Origin of the sequence: Collinsella stercoris DSM 13279, assembly GCF_020735465.1 — a bacterium.
Lineage (GTDB): Bacteria > Actinomycetota > Coriobacteriia > Coriobacteriales > Coriobacteriaceae > Collinsella > Collinsella stercoris.
On sequence record NZ_CP085935.1, the window covers coordinates 104540 to 125309 of the forward strand.

The window sequence follows — 20770 nt, forward strand, 5'->3', positions numbered from 1 at the left end:
GGGTGCTTACTATGATAAGTGTACGGTAATTTTCGGCATCAAGATTGGTAGATAGGAGATCGTTTTGCCTAAAGTCGTGCATAGCAACGATGCGCGTTATAGAGAAGTCGAAGCACGGGCTCACGTCGGGAGACGGCCGCTGCGTTTCGCCTTCTTTACGGGAGCATCATTTGCAGTCATTGTGTTGGCGCTTGGTGGATTGTCGGCTTTGTCCGGTTCTTATCTGTTGGGCCAATCGTTGAAAGATGGCACATTAAATGCCTTAGCTGCTGTATCCATCGCTTTTGAGCTATGCTCATCTGTTCTTGACATTGTCGTATCGGTTTTGGTTCTGAGGTTCTACATAAGGGTTTATCGAGGTGGGTTGCAGCAGTGTTTCTCTAGTTCAAAGGAAATGCGTGCAATTGCCATTTGCTTATTGATAAACGTAATCGTCAAGCTGATTTCGCCCAAATTGCCAACAATGTACCTGTTTTCAGGCGTTATTGAGCTCGAGAGCTCGGGTCCTTCCCTCGATCTTTTGTCCCTTTTCATGTCGGGCTTCTTTTTCGTGCTGTCCTCGATCTTTCAGTATGGTGCGGCGGTTCAAAATGATTCCGACGAAATAGTATAGCCGGGGAGTTTGGGCATGCAGATTGTAATGCGCCTTGATGTGATGATGGCAAAGCGCAAGATGACGGTGACGCAACTCGCGAAGGAAACGGGTCTTTCGGCGGTGAATATAACGCGCATCAAAAATGGGCGACTGCAAGGTATTCGTTTTTCGAGTCTCGTGCTGCTGTGCGATGCTCTGCATTGCAAGCCCGGTGACCTAATTGATTATATGTCGGACGAGGAATTCGAAGAGGAGTTCGGCTATCCGCCGGAGCGAGACGAGTAAGATTCGCTTTTGGATTTTTGCAACACATCACTATAGTCGGTGTTAGTGTTATAGCTCCTGGTGCTAGGAGCTATTTTCATAATTGAAATCAATCATCTCATGATTGATTTCAATCAGAAGGAAGACTATATTATCGGACATGGACGAAGGGAATCGTCCATGCGGGTCTCGAAAGGAAGGAGCCTTGCAATGACGAAGTCAATGACGAGGGATAAAGGAGGGCTGCTCGCGTTGTTTGCATGTGTGCTAATCGCGGTTTCTTTGGTTGCCGCGCCGGTGGCATCATATGCTAACAATCATCAAGATGTTCGTTATACGAGGTATGTTGGATCTAGCGCAACCAGCTCGTACACGTCGCGTCGGCTCAAGGTTGATGCGTCGTCGATGTATTCATATAACGATAAATCTGCAGGCAGCTATTATGCTATGGGAGTGGGCTTTGCATCCGCTTCGAGCACTACAGGGCATCTCAACACCGTTATCGATAATGTTCTCTGCCGAAAGGGCAACGCCTATTTTATTCGCCAAAACGTGCATGAGCTCGGGTATGGTTACGCAGCTCTGAAGATCACTCCGATGTTTACTAGCGGAAGCATCAACATGCTGTGGAGTGCCGACAGCGTCTAGTGAATGTATCTGCGCGTCGGTCGCGGTATCGTACGCGGCCGACGTCTTTTTTAGGAGGGTCGATGCGAAAGATAACCCGTAACGCCATTGTGGCTACGGTGTCGACCGTCGCTGTCATAGCCGTGGCGTTTCCGGTGTTCTCGCGCGCGATGGGGAAGTTACAAAATGAGGGAAGCGGGTGGGAGCCAACGCATGCTTCTCAGCTCCCTTCTGCCGATGCCCCTGTGGAGGAAGACCCGGGTGGAGTTCCGGTAGAGGCGGCGATCGGCGAGTCATTTATCGTCGGCGAGCAACTTGAGGTTACGGTTAACGGCATTGCGTGCCAAAAAGAGAAAGGGCCCCTGCCGGAGCTGTCTCAGGATTGGGCCGATTATTACGGCGTGATTTTAGATACGAACGGGACGATACAAAACGATTTCGTATACGTGATTGTTGAGGCGACATTTAAAAACGTATCGGACAGCGCTGATGCGGGTGAGATTCGTCTCAACCAGAGCTGCCTAGCGCAAGATGTCGACGGGGATGTATCGCCCGTTGCGGAGGTGGTCCTGTGCGACTCGGTTGACCTGAATGCGCAGGTGAGCAATGCCGGTGAATACGACTTGGCTGACGGTGAGTCGATTACGACCCACTTGGGATATGTCGTGCCCCAGGATGCTCTTTCCGATTCTGGCTCGCCGCTGTACTTTTTGCCCGATTTCACGGGCGCATCATTGTACGATCCGGCTTCTGTAAACGCTCATTGGGTCAAAGTTCCAGCGTTCGAGGGGTAATGAGACACGGCGGTCATGAGATTTGCGTAGTGTCTGCTTGGTAGAGGAGATGGCTATGAGCAAGCTGCTCGCAATCGAACTCAAGCGCGCTTTTAGCAGCAGCGGCATGGTTGCGGCCTTGCTGGTCGGATGCGCCTTGGCTATTCATCATTTTGTCGCCTCGGTGACGGCTGGATGCTATCTTACTGGTTTTGAGGCCGAGGCGGAGCGACTGGGGTCCATGGTCTTCGCTCCTGATTTCCTTTGGGGTTGCTGGATGGGGGCCGATGGTACCAAGTTTCATGGGTACCTGCTCCTGCTGCTTATGCCTGTTTTGGCTGGACTGCCACACGCCGCCTCCTATGTAGAGGATCGTGCCAACGGCTATTTGGTCACGGTGTTCTCTCGTGTTGAACGCCGGTCGTACTACGCATCAAAATGGCTTGCCACGTTTGTGTCCGGAGGCGTCGTCTCGTCGTTGCCGTTTGTCTTGAATTTCCTGTTATTTCTCACGGTGTATCCCGTCGTCGATCCTGTGATCGGGTCGGGCCACTGCGTGGCGGGTGTCAATGCTATTTTCTCCAGTGTGTACTTCTCCCATCCTCTTGCGTGGGTGGTGCTTTGGATTTGCGTGCTGTTCGTCGCTGGTGGTCTCATGGCGACGCTCGGGCTGGCGGTGACGCCTCTGACGGAGTATCGGCTGGTTGTTCACGTCCTGCCGTTTTTGTTTTTGTATATCGTCGCGATGGCGCTTGGCGCATTCGGCCTTGGGAGGCTGGGGCTCTTTACGCTCATTGATCCCTTGCGCAACGAGGGCGGCTTACCGGTACTTGTCGGTGAGCTTGCAATCATGTTCGCCCTTTCTGCCGGGGTCCTGACATGCATGTGCGCCCGTCGAACGGACGTGGCATGAGATCGCTGGGGTATCGGAGGTTACATAAGGGCTTTGCGCTTTTGGCGCTTGGCTCGCTGGCTTTCGCGCTTGCCGCGCTCATGCACGATCTGTTTGGCTGGGCAAGCGTCGATCTTGGAGTGAGCGCTTGCGCGGTCGATGTGCTGCTGGGCGCGCTTGACCCACGTGTTGCTCCCATTGCCCTTGGTATTCCAGCGTCCATGGCGCTCCTTGCGTTCACCAATAACGATTTTGACGCGCGGTTCGTGTTGTTGCACACGGCAGGGCGTCGATCTCTTGCCATGGGGGAGTGCGTATGCGCGGGGGCGGCGGCGGGTCTGGCTGTTCTCGGCGCGCTATTCCTGACGGGTGTGCTGTCGTGTGTTTCGGGAGCTTCATTCCTAAACTGGGGGGATGCGGCGTCTTATGGCGCGTGGCGCGCAGGCATGCCGATGTCCGTGCCGATGCCCGTTCCCCTTCTCACGTTCTCAATAAGCGCCTTTTCAGCGCTCTTTGTGCTGCTTGTGTTTGAGGTCTGGGGGCGATGGGTGTGTAAGCGAGCGTGGTGGAGCCTGGTGGCCATCATCCCGTATTCCTTGCTATATGCGGTGACCTTGGGGCCGATTCTCGCCGTGGGCCCCGAGAGCTTCGCCTCCGTCCCTTGGTCCTCGCTTACGTGCTCCATGTTGCTTGTTGTGGGAGCAGGCGTGTTGTCGTACCTGTTTTCTCGTTCTTCCCTCGTTGGAAATAAGGACTTCTATGGCTGCTGATCGACGTTCCTCCCACCATGCGTCCCTGCGTGCTCGCGCCGGTATTGCGCCGTTGCACGTCGGGGCGCTCATGCTCGCTGAAATCTTGATCGTGTTCGCCTCGGCAAGTGAGGTCCAGGCGTATGCGGGCGCCGACATGACGGCGGGTGATGTGTTCTACAACATTTCCCGAGGAATGATGGTGCAGGAGTATTTCGCCTCGGGTCGAACGTTCTCAATTCCCGTGCTGTGGCTGACGAACATCCTCGTTCTTCTCCTTGGGGCGGTGATGCTCGCAATGCCCTCGCGTGATGGCATTGAGCGCGGGCGGATGATGGCATCGGGTAGTCGAACGCATTACTGGCTGTCTCGGTGCGTACTTGCGTTGATCTGGCCCCTGCTGGCGCTGATCACTCGCCTTGCCTGCAGCGAGGCGTTTGCCCTTGCTTGGGGAGGATCGGCGGCGATGGGGCAGGTGTCAGATGGCGCCTGTATCTTGTTTGAGTCGCAGGGGGTCGTCGTGTGGGGCGGCGCTCAGCTCGTCGCCACGGTGCTGATTGAGCTGGTTGGCGGATGTGTCATGTGCCTTGCGCTTGCTTCGATGGCGCTGGCGACACATACGCCGATTGCATGCATGGTGGCGATCGGATATGTGGTCGTCGGCGTGTACTCGTGTTCGCCACTATTTCTGACCAACTGGATGATGGCGTATCGGACGGTTGAGTACGGGTGCGGTTTATCGGCTGTGCTCGGTGCTGTTGCCGGAGTGTGCGTGCTGCTTTCGTGCTGCGTATATGCCCATGTACGCCTGCGCAGAAGAGACGTCATTTGAGGATGGTGCTGTTGAGTGATTCGAGTAACGAGTTCGTTGCTTCGTGATATGGAAGAAGGGGATTCCCGTGCATGTTTCGATCGATCATGTGACTAAGACGATCAAGGGCGAAACGGTTCTCAACGACATATGTCTGGAATTGGAGAGCGGGTCGGTGTATGGGTTGCGGGGCAAAAACGGTTCGGGGAAAACCATGCTGCTTCGTGTTCTGTGTGGCTTGGTTGTCCCGAGCGGCGGTCGCGTGATCGTTGACGGGGAGGCCCTCCATGAGGGGGAGCGGTCGTTTCCCGCCAGCGTGGGAGTGTTGATCGAAAATCCCGGGATCATTCGGAGCTATTCTGGATTTCGGTACCTCCAATCCGTGGCATCGGTTCGCGGAATCGCGTCCGATGAGGACATCGTGCGCATGATGCAGCGCCTTGGCCTCGACCCCTTGAGCCGTAAGCCGCTGAGGAGTTATTCCTTGGGAATGAGGCAGAAAATCGGCATCATCGAGGCGCTCATGGAGAAGCCCGAACTTGTGCTGCTTGATGAGCCGTTCAATGCGTTGGACGACGGCTCGGTGCGAGAAGTTGTGCGTTTGATAGACGAGATGCGAACGGAGGGGGCGCTGGCCGTCGTCTCCTCGCACGACCGCGATGAGCTCGATCTTATTTCCGATGTGATTGTCAATATGAGGGGCGGCTGCGTGACCGGTATCGAGCGGCAAGGAGCGGCGTGATGAGTGATACCCATGTTGCGCAAGTCGACAAGGATGCGTCGGATGCGCTCAAGGCAATAGGGCGTCGTCGTGCCCGGCGGCGTGTGGCGGCGCTCGCCGCGTTGGCGCTTGTCTGCGCAGGTGCTTTGGCGGTCGCGATTCGCTCCCATGCCCTGTCGAGTGCATATGCTCTGGGGGACCCCCTGGCGTTTGCCGAGGGAGTGGATGTTGTATATCCCGGAGCGGAGGACGTGTTGTTTTCCGTTGAGGGGGCGGGGTACCTGAGCGATACGGATGCCCAGACGATTTGTCCCGATGCATACGAGGAGGCATCTGAGGCGGCGGCGCGCTTCAAGATGTATAAAGTCGATTTGGCGTTCACGAACAACGGTAAGGCTGATTACCCGCTGGAGGAGCTTCTGCATTCTATTCTGGCGATTGGCGATGCGTACGGAAACGGCGTGAACTACCGTGCGAGTGAGGAGGCATCCGGAGGGTCGCTGCCGACGAGTGCTCCCGCGGGCGAGGAGATTCGCTTTACGTTCGTGTATACGGTGTACGACTATTCGTTTACCGAAGAGCAATGGTCGAACATCGAGGCGGAGCACACACGCTTCATCTTCTCTATGTGGCCGCGTGTCGAATCGATCGAACTGCAATAGATGTGGGGCGTCAGTCCTAGAGTGCTTGCGATCCATGCGTCAGCCAACGTTGACCAGTCGGCGCTGCAACCGAGTCCGTCATAGCTTTTCTGCAAATCTCTGGTGGTGGCGGCAATTCGTGCGACAATGGGGCAAAGCGAGCGTTTGAGGAGGTACGCCCATGGAGCAGAAGAGCACTGAAGATCGCATGAAAGAGGCGGTTCGCCTGACCGCTCCCGGGCAACCTCTGCGCACCGCCCTCGACATGATCATCGCGGGGCACATCGGAGCCCTCATTTGCGTGGGCGATACCGACTCCGTGCTCGCCGCCGGCAACGACGGCTTCCCGCTCAACATCTCCTTTACGAGCAACCGCCTGTTCGAGCTGTCAAAGATGGACGGTGCCATCGTCATCGACGGTGGGCTCAACAAGATCCTGCGCGCCAACTTCCACCTCAACCCCGACCCGTCGCTCTCGACGAGCGAGACCGGCATGCGCCACCGTACCGCCGCGCGCATGAGCGTCCTCACCGACGCCACGGTCATCTCCGTCTCCGAGCGCCGCGGCGTCGTAAACGTGTACGTGGACGGCAAGTCCTACCAGATCCAGCCGGTGACCGAGATCATGAGCTCCGTGAACCAGCTGGTGTCCACCTTGCAAACCACGCGCTCCTCGCTCGATCGCGCCCTGCTGCGCCTGACCACGCTGGAGCTCGACGACTACGTTACCCTTGCGGACATTACGAGCATCTTCTCGAGCTTCGAGATCATGGAGCAGGCGAAAGTCGAGCTCCAAAGCTGCATCACCAAGCTCGGTAACCAGGGCAAACTCGTGCAAATGCAGCTTGAGCAGCTCGCGGGTGCCAGCATGGAAACCGAGTACAACCTCATGATCCGCGACTATGCGGCCGATGCCTCGGAGGAGAACAGCGAGCGCATCCGCACGATATTCTCGGACATGTCGGCGCAGGACCTCACCAGCCCCAGCAAGGTCGCCGCGGCTTTGGGTTACGAGGACCTCGACGAGGATTCCGTCATGTCGCCGCTCGGCCTGCGCACGCTCTCGCGTGTCTCGGTGGTGCGCGATGGTGTTGCCGAACGCATCGTGGATGAGTACGGCTCGCTGCAGGACCTGATGGACGACATCAAGAAAGATCCCGATCGCCTTGGCAACTTCGGCGTGAACAACCCGGCGATTCTCGCGGACTCGCTCGCTCGCATGCACGGCGGCAAGCGCGAGGCGTAACAACGGCTACCCGGCACGCGGCGCGGCGAGGCGCCGCGTTCCTTTTGGAGGGCATATGGGCAAACGGACGCAAGCGCGCGCGTGCGCCATCATCGTCGCGGGTGGTTCCGGCACGCGCTTTGGGAACCCCGGCGGCAAGCTGCTGATCGACGTGGCGGGCAAGCCGCTCATCGCTTGGACGCTCGAGGCATTCGATGCCGCTGAGCACGTCGATCGCATTGTCGTGGTGTGCCCGCCCGAGAAGGCGGACGAGATGCGCTCGCTTGCGGTAGAGCCGTATGCGATCTCGACACCCGTGGCGTTCGCGCGTTCGGGGTCGGAGCGCCAGGATTCAACGAGAAACGGTCTTGACGCGGCGGGTGATGCGTTCGATGTCGTGTTGGTTCACGATGCCGCCCGTCCGCTCATTTTGCCCGAGACCATCGATGCGGCAATCGAGGCGCTGGTGGACGCGGATGACGGTATGGATGTCGCACCGGAAGAGTCGAGTGATGGCAGGTTGCTGCAGTGCCGCGCGTCTGACGATTGCTCGCTCCACGCACTTGATGGTGTTGTGTGTGGTCAGCCGGCGGTCGATACCCTCAAGATCATCGACGCGGACGGCTGTTTTGTCGAGACGCCTCCGCGCGCGAAGTTCTGGACGGTGCAGACGCCGCAGGTCTTTTGGACGGAGTCGTTGCGCCGTGCATATACCTGGGCCGACTGCGTGGGGTTTGTGGGAACGGACGACTCCTCGCTGGTCGAAGGCATGGGCGGCCGCGTTCGCGGTTTTGAATCCCCGCGTGACAATCTCAAGGTGACGTTGCCCGAGGACCTGGCTCCGGTGGAGGCGGCGCTGCGCGAGCGCCGCTAGCGAAACCCGTCTTGCAACAGGGTGGACGTAGGGAGGGGCCGGGGATTTCCCGAGCGAACATTCCGCACGAGGGCGCTGCGCGAGCGCCCTCCGAGGACGTTCGCGAAGGAATTCCCCGGCTCCGACCGGTGGGATTGCCCTGCCGCGCGGAAGTTCAGCATCTTCGCCTGCATCGGTAAAGCTGCGTGGAAAGGGTATAGTCTTACCAGTTGAAACCGTTTCGAGTTGAGGGGGCGCTATGGCATCGAGTTTGCGCATCGGCCACGGATACGACGTCCACCGTTTGGTTGAGGGCCGCCGTTGCATCATCGGCGGGGTCGAGATTCCGCACAGCAAGGGCCTGTTCGGCCATAGCGACGCCGACGTGCTCGCCCATGCCCTGGCGGACGCCATCCTGGGCGCCTGCCGCGGCGGTGACATCGGCAAGCTGTTCCCCGATACCGACCCCGCCTACGAGGGCGCCGATTCGCTCAAACTGCTCGCCGCGGTCATGGACCATGCGCGCGGCCTGGGATACGAGTTCGTCGACGCCGATTGCACCATCGCCTGCCAGGAGCCCAAGATCGGCCCGCATCGCGAGGTCATGCGCGAGAACCTCGCCCGTGCCATCGGTTGTCCCGGGGAGAACATCGGGGTCAAGGCCACGACCACCGAAAAGCTCGGCTGGGAGGGCGAGGGCGAAGGCATCGGCGCCTGGTCCGTTTGCCTCCTCGAGCGATGTAACTAAGCGGGCCGTCCCGGGACCGCCTTCCTGATTTTTCGAGTGAGCGTTTTTCCAACGTTTCAGCGCCTCAAACGTTGGAAAAGCGCTCACTCGAAGCATTCGCAACGAGGAGGATGCCCCACTTCTGCAAGACGCCCCGCTCATATAGACTATTCAGCAACGATAACGATGTGGCCGAGGTGGGCCATATGGTCCGCCGCGAGTTCCGCACGAGCCGAAGGATCCAGTGGGCCCTTCGCGCGAGCAGGACTGCCCGATCGCCGGACCATATGGCCTGCCTCGGCCCCAACGGGAGATACCTATGAAGATCTACAACAGCGCCACCCACCAAAAAGAGGACTTCCACCCCATCGAGGAGGGCAGGGTCCGCATGTACGTGTGCGGCCCCACCGTCTACGACAACATCCACATCGGCAACGCCCGCACGTTCATCAGCTTCGACGTGATTCGCCGTTGGCTCATCGCGAGCGGCTACGAGGTCACGTTTGCCCAGAACCTCACCGACGTGGATGACAAGATCATCAACCGCGCCAACGAGCAGGGCCGCACGGCCGAAGAGGTCGCGACCGAGTTCTCGAATAAGTTCATCGGTGTCATGCGTGCCGCCAACGTGCTCGACCCGGATGCGCGCCCCCGCGCCACCAAGGAGATCGGTGCCATGATCGGCATGATCAAGACGCTCATCGAGGGCGATCACGCCTACGCCGCGGACAACGGCGACGTGTACTTCTCCGTGCGCAGCGACCCCTCCTACGGCGAGGTCTCCGGCCGCAACATCGATGACCTCATGGTCGGCGCGCGCATCGAGGAGAACGAGGACAAGCGCGACCCGCTCGACTTCGCCCTGTGGAAGGCCGCCAAGCCCGGCGAGCCCTCTTGGAAGAGCCCGTGGGGCGAGGGCCGTCCCGGCTGGCACACCGAGTGCGCCGCCATGGTCCACCGCTACCTGGGCACCCCCATCGACATCCACGGCGGCGGCTCTGACCTGGCGTTCCCGCATCACGAGAACGAGTGCGCCCAGGCCACCTGCGCCTGGCACGAGGGCTTTGCCAACACGTGGATGCACACGGGCATGCTGCTCGTCGATGGCGAAAAGATGAGCAAGAGCCTCGGCAACTTCTTCACCTTGGCCGAGGTGCTCGAGAAGCATTCCGCCGCCGCCCTGCGCCTGCTCATGCTGCAGACCCACTACCGCAGCCCGCTCGACTTCTCCTGGGAGCGCCTCGAGGGCGCCGAGAACTCGCTCGCGCGCATCGCCGGCACCTGCCGCAACCTCAAGTGGGCGGCCGACCATGTGGAGGGCGAGCCGAACGCCGAGCTCGCCGAGGCCCTGACCGCCGCCATGGAAAAGGCCGCAGCGGATTACGAGGCCTGCATGGACGACGACTTCAACACGGCCGGCGCCATCGCCGCGTATTTCCAGCTGGTGACCGAGGCGAACAAGTACCTTGAGCAGGCCGCCGGCGCCGTGGACGAGGTCACGGCACGCGCGTGTGCCGCCGTCATCGCCGGCGCCCTTGCGCAACTGGGCGTCGAGCTGCCCGTGATCGAGGAGCCGCTGCCGGTCGGGCTGCTGGGTGTCGCTGCGGGCCTTACGGGCTATACGGGCGACAGCGTTGACGAGGCCGCCGAGAAGATCCTCGAGGCCCGCGCCGCCGCCCGCGCCGCCAAGGACTGGACGACCGCCGACGCCATCCGCGACCAGCTCCGCGACATGGGCCTTGCCATCGAGGACACCGCCGCCGGCTCCCGCATCACACCTCAGAATGGGGACAGGCACTAATTTGAGGTGGCGATTCGCCTCAGATGAGGGACAGGCACCAATTTGAGGTTTGAGGCGCCCTTTGGGCATGTTGCACCGCACCCGCGTCTTTCCGGGTGCGGTGCTTTTGTGTCCGCCCTCTGCGCGCGGATGTTTCAATTGCCGCATGGGGGCGGTTCAATGTGACAATGGGGTTGAGCGAAACACAGGGAAAGGAGCCGCGGTGGCGGAGAAAAAACGTATGAAGCAGCGCAACGGGACTTCTGGCGACGCAACGCGCCGGGGCGCCGAGCGTTCCGGAGCCACGCGCGGCATGCAGTCTCGCGGGACGATGTCCGCGGGGCGTCAAGCCCATTCCGGTCAGAAGAACCGGGCTGGTCAGCGCGGAGCAGCCGCGAGGCGACAGGGCAATGAGGACCAGGCTCAGAACCGGGGTGGTTCCCGCAGCCATGCCGCTTACGCCCGCGATGCCCAGGCGTCGGCCTCTCCGCGCCGTGATGTCCATGCCGCCGAGGGCAACTATATCGAGGGGCGCCGTGCTGCCTTCGAGGCGCTGCGCACCGGCTTTCCCATCAAGCGCGCCCTCATCGCACAGGGTGTTGAGAACGACCCCGCCGTGCGCGACCTGCTCGCCGGTTTGGGTGAGGCGGGCGTGAGCGTCAAGAGCGTCGCCCGCGCCCAGCTCGATGCCATTTCCAGCCACGGTGCCCATCAGGGCATCGTTCTGGAGGTCGGCAAGTTCCCCTATGCGGACCTGGCGGACATCATCGCCGCTGCCGGTCCCGCCGACCGCCCCGCCCTGGTGGTCGTGCTCGACCACGTGACGGACGCCGGCAACTTCGGTGCCATCGTGCGCTCTGCGGAAGTCGTGGGCGCGGCGGGCGTCGTCATTCCCAACAAGCGCTCCGCCGAGGTCACGGTTGCCACGTACAAGACGTCCGCGGGTGCGGTCATGCACGTGCCCATCGCGCAGGTTCCCAACATCGCCCGTGCGCTCGAGGACCTCAAGTCCGCCGGTTTTTGGGTGGGCGGTGCCACCGAGCATGCCGAGGGCATTTGTTGGGACGCCCCCTTTGAGGGCCGCGTGGCGCTCGTCATGGGCTCTGAGGGGGACGGCATCTCGCGCCTCGTGCTCGACACGTGTGATTTCACCACCAAATTGCCGCAGCGCGGGGCAACCGAGAGCCTCAACGTCGCGCAGGCGGCAACGGCCCTCTGCTTTGAGTGGTTGCGCCGTAACCAGACGGCGCTCGATCGGGTGGGTGAGTAGGCCGTGACCAAGAAGAACCGTGCCAAATCCAAGGCCAAGCGCTTCGGCGAGGGCTCGGCAAAGCCCATGGTCGATGCCAGCACGTACGGCGTCGGCAATGCGTTTGCGGGGCTTACGCCCGCTCCGACGCCCGTTCCGCCGCGCGGCGCCCGCTCGGGGAAAAAGGAGCTGCTGGTAGTGGATGGCTACAACGTGATCCACGCCACGCCCAAATACGAGCACCTCATGTTCGACCGCGGCGACCATCCGTACTCCAGCGACGTGTACGAGCGCGCCCGCATGGCGCTCATCGGTGACGTCGCGGCGTTTGCGGGGCGGCAATACGAGGCGGTGGTCGTGTTCGATGCGGCCGGCAACGTCTCGCCCGATCGGCCGAACCTGCCCCAGGGCGGCGTGCGCGTGGAGTTTTCCCCCACGGGCGTCACGGCAGATACTGTTATTCAAGACCTGTGCACCAAAGCGCGCGAGGAGGGGAGGGCCTGCTCCGTCGTCACGAGCGATGCGATGATCCAGGCCACGGTCATGGGGCATGGCGTCACGCGCATTTCGGCTCGCATGCTGGTCGAGGAGATCGGCGACATGCAGCGCGACTTCGAGCGCGCGCGTGAGGAGAACGTCGATATCAAGCTCACGCTTGGCAGCAGGTTGAGCCCCGAGTCGCTCGCCAAGCTCAAATCCTTGCGTGGGCGCTAGACCTCGGCTATCCTAAACAGGCTTTGCGCGCGTGCGCCCAAAGTGCCAGCGTGGCTCAACGGTAGAGCAGCTGATTTGTAATCAGTGGGTTGCGGGTTCGATTCCTGTCGCTGGCTCCATAGAGCGTGAAGGCCCGGTTTCCTTTGAGGATCCGGGCCTTTTGCTATTGCGCGCTAGGAATCGAACCCGAATACGGGCGCGAAGCTGAGGAAACGCGGATGCGTTTTCCAGCGTAGCGCGCAAGGGGCGGAGCCCCGCAGCGGATGGAGCGAGCGAAAGCTCGCGGCGATTCCTGTCGCTGGCTCCATAGAGCTTGAAGACCCGGTTTCCCTGCGGATCCGGGCCTTTTGCAACTGCACGCCAGGACCCGGGTACGGGCGCGAAGCTGAAGAAACGGATCAGAAGGGCAGTGAGGAACGGCGCTCAAAAAGGACGCCCGAGAAAGGTTCCCCCAGCCGTCCCCAGAGCGATACTGCGGCCTTCTAAAGTGCATCCTCGCCAAATGCAAGGAGGCTGAGAAAATCCACGCTCATCACAGGTCGAACACATCCACAATATAGGGATTGACCAGCAAAGAGATACGCCCGGACGCGTGTATATAAAACCTTTTGTTGACACGATGCGCGGACACGTTTTACTATTCACTCGCTCGAACACGAGACGCCGCGAAATACGAGGCGATTGTGGGCGAGTTTGACAGACTGGGGATGTGGCACAGCGGCAACTGCGGCGGACTGTAAATCCGCTCCCTCTGGGTTCATAGGTTCGAGTCCTATCATCCCCACCAGTCAGGCCTGTATAGCTCAGTCGGTAGAGCACTTCGTTGGTAACGAAGAGGTCACCAGTTCAAGTCTGGTTGCAGGCTCCATCTCTGGCGGTGTAGCTCAGTTGGTCAGAGCGCACGGTTCATACCCGTGTTGTCACTGGTTCGAATCCAGTCACCGCTACCAGGTAACTAGGGCGGCTTCCAAGGAAACGAGGGGGCCGCTTAGGGTTAAGTAGGGCATTGCCCCATCCGGGGGCTACCTAAGAAGGAGGGCTTCATGGCCAAGGAAAAGTTTGAGCGCACTAAGCCGCATGTTAACATCGGCACCATCGGTCACGTCGACCACGGCAAGACGACCCTGACCGCCGCCATCACCAAGGTTCTCTCCGAGACCGATGGCTGCAAGGCCGACTTCACCGCCTTCGAGAACATCGACAAGGCCCCCGAGGAGCGCGAGCGCGGCATTACGATCTCCGTCTCCCACGTCGAGTACGAGACCGCTAAGCGTCACTACGCTCACGTTGACTGCCCCGGCCACGCCGACTACGTCAAGAACATGATCTCCGGTGCTGCCCAGATGGACGGCGCTATCCTCGTTATCGCCGCTACCGACGGCCCGATGGCTCAGACCCGTGAGCACATCCTGCTCGCCCGTCAGGTCGGCGTGCCCTACATCGTCGTGTTCCTGAACAAGTGCGACATGGTCGACGACGAGGAGCTCATTGACCTCGTCGAGATGGAGACCCGTGACCTCCTCTCCGAGTACGAGTTCCCGGGAGACGACCTGCCGATCATTCGCGGCTCCGCCCTTGGCGCTCTCAACGGCGAGGAGAAGTGGATGGACTCCATCCGCGAGCTTATGGCTGCCGTCGACGAGTACATCCCGACGCCTGAGCGCGACAACGAGAAGCCCTTCCTGATGGCCGTTGAGGACGTCATGACCATTTCCGGTCGTGGTACCGTTGCCACCGGTCGTGTCGAGCGCGGCGAGCTCAAGCTCAACGAGCCCGTCGAGATCGTCGGCATCAAGGAGACCAAGAACACTGTCGTTACTGGTATCGAGATGTTCCGTAAGTCCATGGACTTCTGCGAGGCTGGCGACAACGTCGGTCTGCTGCTCCGTGGCATCAAGCGTGAGGACATCGAGCGCGGCCAGGTTCTCTGCAAGCCCGGTTCGGTTACCCCGCACACCAAGTTCACCGGCGAGATCTACGTTCTGACCAAGGAGGAGGGCGGCCGTCATACCCCGTTCTTCGATGGTTATCGTCCTCAGTTCTACTTCCGTACCACCGACGTTACCGGTACCGTGAAGCTCCCCGAGGGCACCGAGATGGCTATGCCTGGTGACCACATCACCATCGAGGGTGACCTCATCCACCCGATCGCCATGGAGGAGGGCCTGCGCTTCGCTATCCGCGAGGGTGGCCACACCGTGGGTTCTGGTATCGTCTCCACCATCATCGAGTAACTTACACTCGCTGATTTAGGCGTACTGAAGGGACCCGGCGCCGCTCTTGGTGCCGGGTCCTTTCTTGTGACATGCTGATGCATGAATCCAGCGTTGCAAACGGCATTCCCGCATCTGCGCTGCTAGAGTTCTGCACAAGTAACAGATATCGGTACTTGAGTGAGATGTGAATCTCCTTTGCAGAACAGATACGGTAATACCGATTGGGATTGACAACAGTACCCACTCGATGGTATTGTTAACGACCGTGCCCGCAATTGGGCAGTACATGGAGGTTTAGATACATGCGTACTATGGTTACCCTTGCTTGCACCGAGTGCAAGCGTCGTAATTACACGACCACCAAGAACAAGGCGAACATGCCTGATCGCATGGAGATCAAGAAGTATTGCCCTTGGTGCAAGAAGCACACGCTGCACAAGGAGACTCGTTAGTCTCTTTCTCATACACGCCAGTAGTTCAATTGGTAGAGCAACGGTCTCCAAAACCGTCTGTTGAGGGTTCGAGTCCTTCCTGGCGTGCCAGTCTTTATTCCGTAAGCCTCTTCGGAGGCTTACGGTTTCTAATGTATAGGCGCATATACGCGCGGAGGTAAGCCATCATGGCCAACAAGAAGAGCACCAAGTCTCCTGAGAAGACGAAGAAGACCACCAAGAAGCCTGGCTTCATCGCTCGCGCTAAGGCGTATATGGCCTCTGTTCGCTCTGAGATGAAGCGCGTTGTGTGGCCAACTAAGAACGAGCTCGTTAACTACACGATTGCCGTATGCGTTTCGCTCGTCGTCGTCGGTGTCGCCATCGCTCTTCTCGATATTGTCATCAGCGAGGGCCTCGTGCTCTTCGCGAGCCTGAGGGGGTAAGTAGATGTCCAAGCGTTGGTACGTCGTTCACACCTACTCTGGGTACGAGAACCGCGTCAAGTCCGATCTCGAGCATCGCATCGAGACCATGGGCATGCAGGATCGTATCTTTGATATCCAGATCCCCACCGAGCGCGTCACCGAGCTCAAAGAGGGCGGCAAGCGCGACGAGAAGGATGTCAAGATCTTCCCCGGCTACGTGCTTGTTCGCATGGAGATGGACGACGACGCCTGGACGTGCGTCCGCAACACTCCCGGCGTAACCGGTTTCCTCGGTGGCAGCGGCAAGCCCGCTCCGCTTTCTCGTGATGAGTACAACAAGATGATGCGCAAGACCGACAAGGGCGGCGCTGCTCCCAAGCGTGCCGTGGTCGACATCGAGGTTGGCACCTCGGTCCGTGTTATCTCAGGTCCGCTCTCCGACTTCGACGGTAAGGTCTCCGAGGTTATGCCCGAGGCTGCCAAGGTCAAGGTCACGCTGATGATCTTCGGCCGCGAGACGCCTGTCGAGCTGAGCTTTGACCAGATTACGGTCATCGCTTAGCGCCCTATTCGTTTGTCCGCGCTTGAGCGCTTCGGTCCCGACCGCTCATCGGTGCCCGTGCTTCTAGCGAACGTGCGCTGACGATATTTGATTTCAGATACTTCACGTACAAGGAAGGTGTGACATGGCAGAGAAGAAGATCGCCACCGTCATCAAGCTTCAGATTCCGGCCGGCCAGGCCAACCCGGCTCCTCCGGTGGGCCCCGCCCTCGGTGCCGCCCAGGTCAACATCATGCAGTTCTGCCAAGCGTTCAACGCTGCCACGCAGGACAAGATGGGCGACGTCATCCCGGTCGTCATCACCGTTTTCGAGGACCGCACGTTCGACTTCGTGTGCAAGACCCCGCCGGCGGCTCACCTCATCAAGAAGGAGCTCAAGCTCAAGAGCGGTTCCGCTGTTCCTCAGCGCGATAAGGTCGGCCAGCTCACCGATGAGCAGCTCACCAAGATCGCCGAGATCAAGATGCCCGACCTCAACGCGAACGACATCGACGCCGCCAAGAAGATCGTTGCCGGCACCGCTCGCTCCATGGGTGTCACCATCGCCGAGTAACTTCTTCGGTTTCTTTTGGTAATTCATGTGCCATCCGGGCGCATGACTGATGTGGGAGGGGGTTCGTCCCCGATTGCACCACAGGAGGTATTGACATGGCTAACAAGCATGGCAAGAAGTTCCGTGAGGCTGCGGCCAAGATTGACCGCGCTGCCCTCTACACCCCGCTTGAGGCTGTGAAGCTCGTCAAGGAGCTCTCCAGCGCCAAGTTCGACGAGACCGTCGAGGCTCACTTCCGTCTGGGCATCGACACTCGTAAGGCCGATCAGAACATCCGCGGCTCCATCTCCCTGCCTCACGGCACCGGCAAGACTGTTCGCGTCGCCGTGTTCGCCGAGGGCGCCCAGGCTGAGCAGGCCGCCGAGGCTGGTGCCGACGTCATCGGTTCCGACGAGCTGATCGCGCAGATCCAGAAGGGCGAGATCAACTTCGACGCCGCCATCGCCACCCCGATGATGATGGCCAAGGTCGGTCGCATCGGTAAGATCCTCGGCCCCCGTGGCCTCATGCCGAACCCCAAGCTCGGCACCGTGACCATGGACGTTGCCAAGATGGTCTCCGAGCTCAAGGCTGGCCGCGTTGAGTATCGTGCCGACCGTTACGGCATCTGCCACGTGCCGCTGGGCAAGGTCTCCTTCGACGAGCAGAAGCTCGTGGAGAACTACGCTGCTCTCTACACCGAGATCCTCCGTGTGAAGCCTGCTTCCGCCAAGGGCAAGTATGTGAAGAGCATCTCCGTGTCCTCCACCATGGGCCCTGGCGTCAAGGTCGACTCCGCCGTCCAGCGCAACTTCATGGAGGCCTAAGCGTTAATTCGCTTACCCCTTTTGACTCGGAAAACCCGGTTCGCATGTGCGGACCGGGTTTTTTATAGCTCGGGTCCGATTTGATAGATCGGTGTAGCACCCTGGAATCGCGTGCGAGCATCGTTACCTGCCTCTCCATGTTTGTCGTCGTCTGACCCTACATATCTGTCGTTGCCAGGCTCTCCATGCATGTCGTTGCAATGCTCTATATATGTCGTTGTCTGGCTCTACATGTTTGTCGTTGTCAGATTCTCCATGCATACCGCTGTCTGGCTTTACATGCATATCATTGCCATGCTTTAAACGGTGGTGCTTCACTTGCGATGCACAATCAGATTCAAAGGGTTACCGTTCACGTCTCATTCGACATCTTTTACCGTATAAACCAAAGTACATCGACAGACATAGTACTCTTGGCTATACTATAGTCATCGAAGCAACCATGATTGCAAGGAGGTGACTTGTATGGCAACGCGTGATGCGGTGAGCGACTTGATACGGGGAAACATCGATGCGATCATCCTGTGCTCGCTTTCGGAAGGCGACAACTACGGGTATGAGATTCTCAAAGGAATCGCTCTGGCGAGTCGGGGCGAGTATGAGATGAAGGAACCCTCGCTCTATACAAGTCTCAAGCGATTGGAATCGCAGGGATTTGTCGAGAGTTATTGGGGCAGTGAGACCCAGGGCGCTCGCCGTAAGTACTATCGCATTACATCGGCTGGTGTTCAGGAGCTGAGTGAGGCGACTGAGCGCTGGATTCGAGTCCGCAAGATTATCGATCGCTTGCTTAACCAGGAAGGGAGCGCACGATGAACGAGCTGCGCATGTACGTGGAGCACTTGTTTGAGGGTAAAGTGCTCACGCCTGAGAACATCGAGCTTAAAGAGGAGATCTTCGGCAACCTCGTGGCGCGTTACGAGGACCTCCTCTCCGAGGGCGTGCCTGAAGCCGAGGCGCTTCGCCGCACCAAGGAGAGCATCACGAGTGTCGATGATGTACTTGAGGGCAGGGATGCGGAGGCAATGGCCGGCAACGCGGGGAACGGTGCTGAGGGGCCCGGAACGAACGTCTCCGAGGCGGAATCGGTCAAGGCGAGTGGTGGTGCATCTGTCCTGCGGGATCCTCATGCCGAGGACGGCTCTACGTGCACCTCAGGCTCGAGCGAGTGCGGTCATCATCAGGATGCCGCCGAGGCGGTGCGTCCCCTTGACGCCGATGAGCAGGTGGCGGGCAGCGTGCAAGATGCGGCCGATGCCGGCAAGGGACCCCATGCGCACCAAACCCCGGGCGTTCCCGTGCCGCCCACCTCGAATGGGGACGGTGCTCAGGATGTTGGCGGCGCGGCGAGAACGCGCAAGCTGTGGCCATGGGGCTGCGTCGGTGCCGTGGCGTTCGTCATCGCATTGGGAATTATCGGGGCGCTCATGTTTGGCGCTACGGGTCTGGTCGACACGTGGGACGATCTGGACGACTCGATTGAGGATGTCGACGTGGTACCAACCCCGGACAGCACCGATGCAAGTAAGGGCGAGTCGCAGTCTTCCAACGTGGATGAAAGTCGCTCGCATGCAAACGATGAGATACGCGTGGACGAGCAGGGGCAGGTTTGGATTGACGGCGAGCTTGGCGACGAGCTGGCCAGGGACGTGGTCAATGCGGGCTATGGCGATGTTGCCCCCTACGCCAACACCGACCTCAGCGATGCGAAGGCGGTGGAGGCGCTTGTCGGCGTGCTTCCCATGGGCGAATATGCGAGTGGGATTGACGTGACGAAGGGCGTCGACGTGCTGAGCTTGGCATATCGCGAGCTGCCAGAGGCGCTCGATGGCGACTCGGTTGACGCTGCCCTGGCCTACGATGTGACCGCGCTGTTCTGCGCCATGCCCTTCGTCAACGAGATTCAGATCACGGTAACGGAGCGCGATGATCCGCTGGACGAGAGCTACTACGTGTTTAGCCGCGACACCGTGCAGAATTGCTATGGGGTGCGCTTGGATGACGCGTTGATCAACGAGACGGGCTGGACGCAGCTCAAGGAGGATAGCCTCTATCGCCGTAAGTTCATCGCCCACATGCTGGATGCGGCTGAGCGTGAGTGGGATTAGGAGTTTGATACTCAAGGCGACGCCTCACGGGGCGCAGGCCGACTAGAGTGCTTTGCGCCCATGCCAAGCGCTCACGTCAAACGGTAAAGTACAGCAGATGCCAAACGGTAAAGTCCGGCAGATGCAAAACAGGGGCTCGCGGAGGGTGATCCGCGAGCCCCTGTTGCTTGTGAGGGAGTGCGTCGCAAGGGGCACGAACGCCAGGATGAGCTGCGCTCTGTTTGGCGGTTACACGAGTGCGGCGATGGCGCGCACGATGGCGTCGGCGGCGGCGCTCGTCTTGGAGGCGTCCTCGACCTGTAAAATGATCTTGCCCTTTATGCCGAGCTCGGAGATCTCGGAGAACAGCACACGAGGGCCATCGATGACGGGGGAGACGGAGGACGCGGCGGTGCGCGCGAGCTGAGTGAGCTCGTCGGCCAGGCCGTCCATGTCGGATGCACGGGCGCTGCCATCCTCACGCAGGCGTGGAACGGCAAAGGGAACACTTACGCGACTAGCAGGCAGCAAGTGCACCAGGGCCGTCTTGGAGATGATCGAATTGGGGATGATGACCGTCTGCCCCATGGCGTCGCGGATGGTCGTGTGGCGCCAGGTCACGTCCTGCACCACGCCCGCCTCGGCTCCCACCTCGATGTTGTCGCCGGGCTTGACGATGCCCATAAAGGTCACCTGCAGTCCGCCGATGAGGTTGGAGAGCGTGTCCTGGAAGCCGAGCGAGACGGCGATGCCGCCGACGCCAAGGGCGGCCACGAGGGCGTTTGCGTTCACGCCAAAGCAGGCATCGAGGATGATGCTCGCGCCGGTGGCCCAAATCACCCCGCGAACGATGTTGACGATGATGCTCGAGCTGGGGAGCGGGTTGTCATCGCGATTGAGGAAATGCTGCAGTGCGCGCGCCGCGATGCTGGAAACCACGTGCGTCGCAAAGGCGAGTGCGATGGCCCACAGAAGGCTCTGGACAAACGGGTGGGCAAAGAACTTGAATAAGCCGTCCAAAACGACCTCCCAAACCACGAGGGGATACGATGCTCCCTATACCCTA

Annotated in this window: 24 protein-coding genes and 5 tRNA genes; 28 read left to right on the forward strand and 1 reads right to left on the reverse strand. The window is 59.9% G+C overall.

From position 1 onward, the window contains the following. Positions 1-64: 64 nt before the first annotated feature. The 28 genes from LK434_RS00420 to LK434_RS00555 all read left to right on the forward strand — a co-directional run bounded on the left by LK434_RS00420 (position 65) and on the right by LK434_RS00555 (position 19725). Entirely contained in the window at positions 65-613 is a 549-nt protein-coding gene (locus LK434_RS00420; protein ID WP_148334541.1) for a hypothetical protein, read from the forward strand. A gap of 15 nt (positions 614-628) precedes the next feature. Continuing rightward, positions 629-880 carry a helix-turn-helix domain-containing protein gene (locus LK434_RS00425; protein WP_006720922.1) on the forward strand — a complete coding sequence of 84 codons (252 nt, stop codon included), beginning with the start codon at positions 629-631 and terminating at the stop codon, positions 878-880. 189 nt (positions 881-1069) lie between these two features. Continuing rightward, on the forward strand, positions 1070-1507 hold the full coding sequence (locus LK434_RS00430) for a DUF2712 domain-containing protein (RefSeq protein ID WP_040360984.1): 438 nt from the start codon (positions 1070-1072) through the stop codon (positions 1505-1507). A gap of 62 nt (positions 1508-1569) precedes the next feature. Then, the gene (locus tag LK434_RS00435; protein WP_006720924.1) at positions 1570-2280 is read left to right on the forward strand and encodes a hypothetical protein; all 711 of its coding nucleotides are present in this window, start codon (positions 1570-1572) and stop codon (positions 2278-2280) included. A gap of 55 nt (positions 2281-2335) precedes the next feature. Further along, a complete protein-coding gene (locus LK434_RS00440; RefSeq protein ID WP_040360985.1) occupies positions 2336-3172 on the forward strand; it encodes a hypothetical protein in 837 nt (278 codons plus the stop codon). Next, positions 3169-3921, forward strand: a complete 753-nt coding sequence (locus LK434_RS00445; protein ID WP_006720926.1) for a hypothetical protein — start codon at positions 3169-3171, stop codon at positions 3919-3921. The genes LK434_RS00440 and LK434_RS00445 overlap by 4 nt, the downstream gene beginning before the upstream one ends. After that, positions 3911-4732 (forward strand): hypothetical protein, encoded by an 822-nt coding sequence (locus tag LK434_RS00450; RefSeq protein WP_040360987.1) that lies wholly within the window; start codon positions 3911-3913, stop codon positions 4730-4732. Before LK434_RS00445 ends, LK434_RS00450 begins: the two co-directional genes overlap by 11 nt. Positions 4733-4799: 67 nt before the next feature. Then, positions 4800-5453, forward strand: a complete 654-nt coding sequence (locus LK434_RS00455) for an ATP-binding cassette domain-containing protein (RefSeq protein ID WP_040360989.1) — start codon at positions 4800-4802, stop codon at positions 5451-5453. After that, positions 5453-6094 (forward strand): hypothetical protein, encoded by a 642-nt coding sequence (locus LK434_RS00460; RefSeq protein WP_006720929.1) that lies wholly within the window; start codon positions 5453-5455, stop codon positions 6092-6094. Before LK434_RS00455 ends, LK434_RS00460 begins: the two co-directional genes overlap by 1 nt. 160 nt (positions 6095-6254) lie before the next feature. After that, positions 6255-7319 (forward strand): DNA integrity scanning diadenylate cyclase DisA, encoded by a 1065-nt coding sequence (disA, locus tag LK434_RS00465; RefSeq protein WP_006720930.1) that lies wholly within the window; start codon positions 6255-6257, stop codon positions 7317-7319. A 55-nt stretch (positions 7320-7374) separates the two neighbouring features. After that, entirely contained in the window at positions 7375-8172 is a 798-nt protein-coding gene (locus LK434_RS00470; protein WP_006720931.1) for an IspD/TarI family cytidylyltransferase, read from the forward strand. A gap of 238 nt (positions 8173-8410) precedes the next feature. Then, positions 8411-8899, forward strand: a complete 489-nt coding sequence (ispF, locus tag LK434_RS00475; protein ID WP_006720932.1) for a 2-C-methyl-D-erythritol 2,4-cyclodiphosphate synthase — start codon at positions 8411-8413, stop codon at positions 8897-8899. A 298-nt stretch (positions 8900-9197) separates the two neighbouring features. Further along, complete coding sequence (cysS, locus tag LK434_RS00480; RefSeq protein WP_006720934.1) at positions 9198-10679, forward strand: cysteine--tRNA ligase; 1482 nt, start codon at positions 9198-9200, stop codon at positions 10677-10679. A 220-nt stretch (positions 10680-10899) separates the two neighbouring features. Beyond that, positions 10900-11928 carry a 23S rRNA (guanosine(2251)-2'-O)-methyltransferase RlmB gene (gene rlmB, locus LK434_RS00485; protein ID WP_006720936.1) on the forward strand — a complete coding sequence of 343 codons (1029 nt, stop codon included), beginning with the start codon at positions 10900-10902 and terminating at the stop codon, positions 11926-11928. A 3-nt stretch (positions 11929-11931) separates the two neighbouring features. Beyond that, positions 11932-12621 (forward strand): NYN domain-containing protein, encoded by a 690-nt coding sequence (locus LK434_RS00490; protein WP_006720937.1) that lies wholly within the window; start codon positions 11932-11934, stop codon positions 12619-12621. Between the two features lie 44 nt (positions 12622-12665). Then, a tRNA-Thr gene (locus LK434_RS00495) sits at positions 12666-12740 on the forward strand. 584 nt (positions 12741-13324) lie between these two features. Then, positions 13325-13408 (forward strand) — tRNA-Tyr (locus LK434_RS00500). 5 nt (positions 13409-13413) lie between these two features. Continuing rightward, positions 13414-13489: transfer RNA gene (locus LK434_RS00505), tRNA-Thr, on the forward strand. 5 nt (positions 13490-13494) lie between these two features. After that, a tRNA-Met gene (locus LK434_RS00510) sits at positions 13495-13571 on the forward strand. 93 nt (positions 13572-13664) lie between these two features. After that, entirely contained in the window at positions 13665-14855 is a 1191-nt protein-coding gene (gene tuf, locus LK434_RS00515) for an elongation factor Tu (protein WP_006720938.1), read from the forward strand. A 284-nt stretch (positions 14856-15139) separates the two neighbouring features. Further along, a complete protein-coding gene (rpmG, locus tag LK434_RS00520) occupies positions 15140-15289 on the forward strand; it encodes a 50S ribosomal protein L33 (protein WP_006720939.1) in 150 nt (49 codons plus the stop codon). Positions 15290-15303: 14 nt separating this feature from the next. Continuing rightward, positions 15304-15379, forward strand: a tRNA-Trp gene (locus LK434_RS00525). Positions 15380-15456: 77 nt separating this feature from the next. Then, a complete protein-coding gene (gene secE / locus LK434_RS00530; RefSeq protein ID WP_006720940.1) occupies positions 15457-15714 on the forward strand; it encodes a preprotein translocase subunit SecE in 258 nt (85 codons plus the stop codon). A gap of 4 nt (positions 15715-15718) precedes the next feature. Continuing rightward, positions 15719-16258, forward strand: a complete 540-nt coding sequence (gene nusG / locus LK434_RS00535) for a transcription termination/antitermination protein NusG (protein ID WP_006720941.1) — start codon at positions 15719-15721, stop codon at positions 16256-16258. A 124-nt stretch (positions 16259-16382) separates the two neighbouring features. After that, positions 16383-16811 (forward strand): 50S ribosomal protein L11, encoded by a 429-nt coding sequence (gene rplK / locus LK434_RS00540; protein ID WP_006720942.1) that lies wholly within the window; start codon positions 16383-16385, stop codon positions 16809-16811. A gap of 95 nt (positions 16812-16906) precedes the next feature. After that, positions 16907-17617, forward strand: coding sequence for a 50S ribosomal protein L1 (gene rplA / locus LK434_RS00545; RefSeq protein ID WP_006720943.1), 711 nt, complete (start codon positions 16907-16909; stop codon positions 17615-17617). A 465-nt stretch (positions 17618-18082) separates the two neighbouring features. Next, positions 18083-18433, forward strand: a complete 351-nt coding sequence (locus tag LK434_RS00550; RefSeq protein ID WP_006720945.1) for a PadR family transcriptional regulator — start codon at positions 18083-18085, stop codon at positions 18431-18433. Continuing rightward, the gene (locus tag LK434_RS00555) at positions 18430-19725 is read left to right on the forward strand and encodes a hypothetical protein (RefSeq protein ID WP_006720946.1); all 1296 of its coding nucleotides are present in this window, start codon (positions 18430-18432) and stop codon (positions 19723-19725) included. Before LK434_RS00550 ends, LK434_RS00555 begins: the two co-directional genes overlap by 4 nt. 228 nt (positions 19726-19953) lie before the next feature. On the opposite strand, the gene LK434_RS00560 is transcribed toward LK434_RS00555, so the two are convergent. Next, a complete protein-coding gene (locus tag LK434_RS00560; protein ID WP_040361155.1) occupies positions 19954-20724 on the reverse strand; it encodes a mechanosensitive ion channel family protein in 771 nt (256 codons plus the stop codon). Positions 20725-20770 lie beyond the last annotated feature (46 nt).

Coding starts and splice junctions, on each gene's coding strand:
- LK434_RS00450 (WP_040360987.1), top strand. CDS start 3,911: ATGGCTGCTGATCGACGTTCCTCCCACCATGCGTCCCTGCGTGCTCGC.
- tuf (WP_006720938.1), top strand. CDS start 13,665: ATGGCCAAGGAAAAGTTTGAGCGCACTAAGCCGCATGTTAACATCGGC.
- LK434_RS00470 (WP_006720931.1), top strand. CDS start 7,375: ATGGGCAAACGGACGCAAGCGCGCGCGTGCGCCATCATCGTCGCGGGT.
- rpmG (WP_006720939.1), top strand. CDS start 15,140: ATGCGTACTATGGTTACCCTTGCTTGCACCGAGTGCAAGCGTCGTAAT.
- LK434_RS00460 (WP_006720929.1), top strand. CDS start 5,453: ATGAGTGATACCCATGTTGCGCAAGTCGACAAGGATGCGTCGGATGCG.
- LK434_RS00550 (WP_006720945.1), top strand. CDS start 18,083: ATGGCAACGCGTGATGCGGTGAGCGACTTGATACGGGGAAACATCGAT.
- disA (WP_006720930.1), top strand. CDS start 6,255: ATGGAGCAGAAGAGCACTGAAGATCGCATGAAAGAGGCGGTTCGCCTG.
- secE (WP_006720940.1), top strand. CDS start 15,457: ATGGCCAACAAGAAGAGCACCAAGTCTCCTGAGAAGACGAAGAAGACC.
- LK434_RS00440 (WP_040360985.1), top strand. CDS start 2,336: ATGAGCAAGCTGCTCGCAATCGAACTCAAGCGCGCTTTTAGCAGCAGC.
- LK434_RS00430 (WP_040360984.1), top strand. CDS start 1,070: ATGACGAAGTCAATGACGAGGGATAAAGGAGGGCTGCTCGCGTTGTTT.
- LK434_RS00435 (WP_006720924.1), top strand. CDS start 1,570: ATGCGAAAGATAACCCGTAACGCCATTGTGGCTACGGTGTCGACCGTC.
- ispF (WP_006720932.1), top strand. CDS start 8,411: ATGGCATCGAGTTTGCGCATCGGCCACGGATACGACGTCCACCGTTTG.
- LK434_RS00555 (WP_006720946.1), top strand. CDS start 18,430: ATGAACGAGCTGCGCATGTACGTGGAGCACTTGTTTGAGGGTAAAGTG.
- LK434_RS00425 (WP_006720922.1), top strand. CDS start 629: ATGCAGATTGTAATGCGCCTTGATGTGATGATGGCAAAGCGCAAGATG.
- cysS (WP_006720934.1), top strand. CDS start 9,198: ATGAAGATCTACAACAGCGCCACCCACCAAAAAGAGGACTTCCACCCC.
- rlmB (WP_006720936.1), top strand. CDS start 10,900: ATGAAGCAGCGCAACGGGACTTCTGGCGACGCAACGCGCCGGGGCGCC.
- nusG (WP_006720941.1), top strand. CDS start 15,719: ATGTCCAAGCGTTGGTACGTCGTTCACACCTACTCTGGGTACGAGAAC.
- rplA (WP_006720943.1), top strand. CDS start 16,907: ATGGCTAACAAGCATGGCAAGAAGTTCCGTGAGGCTGCGGCCAAGATT.
- rplK (WP_006720942.1), top strand. CDS start 16,383: ATGGCAGAGAAGAAGATCGCCACCGTCATCAAGCTTCAGATTCCGGCC.
- LK434_RS00445 (WP_006720926.1), top strand. CDS start 3,169: ATGAGATCGCTGGGGTATCGGAGGTTACATAAGGGCTTTGCGCTTTTG.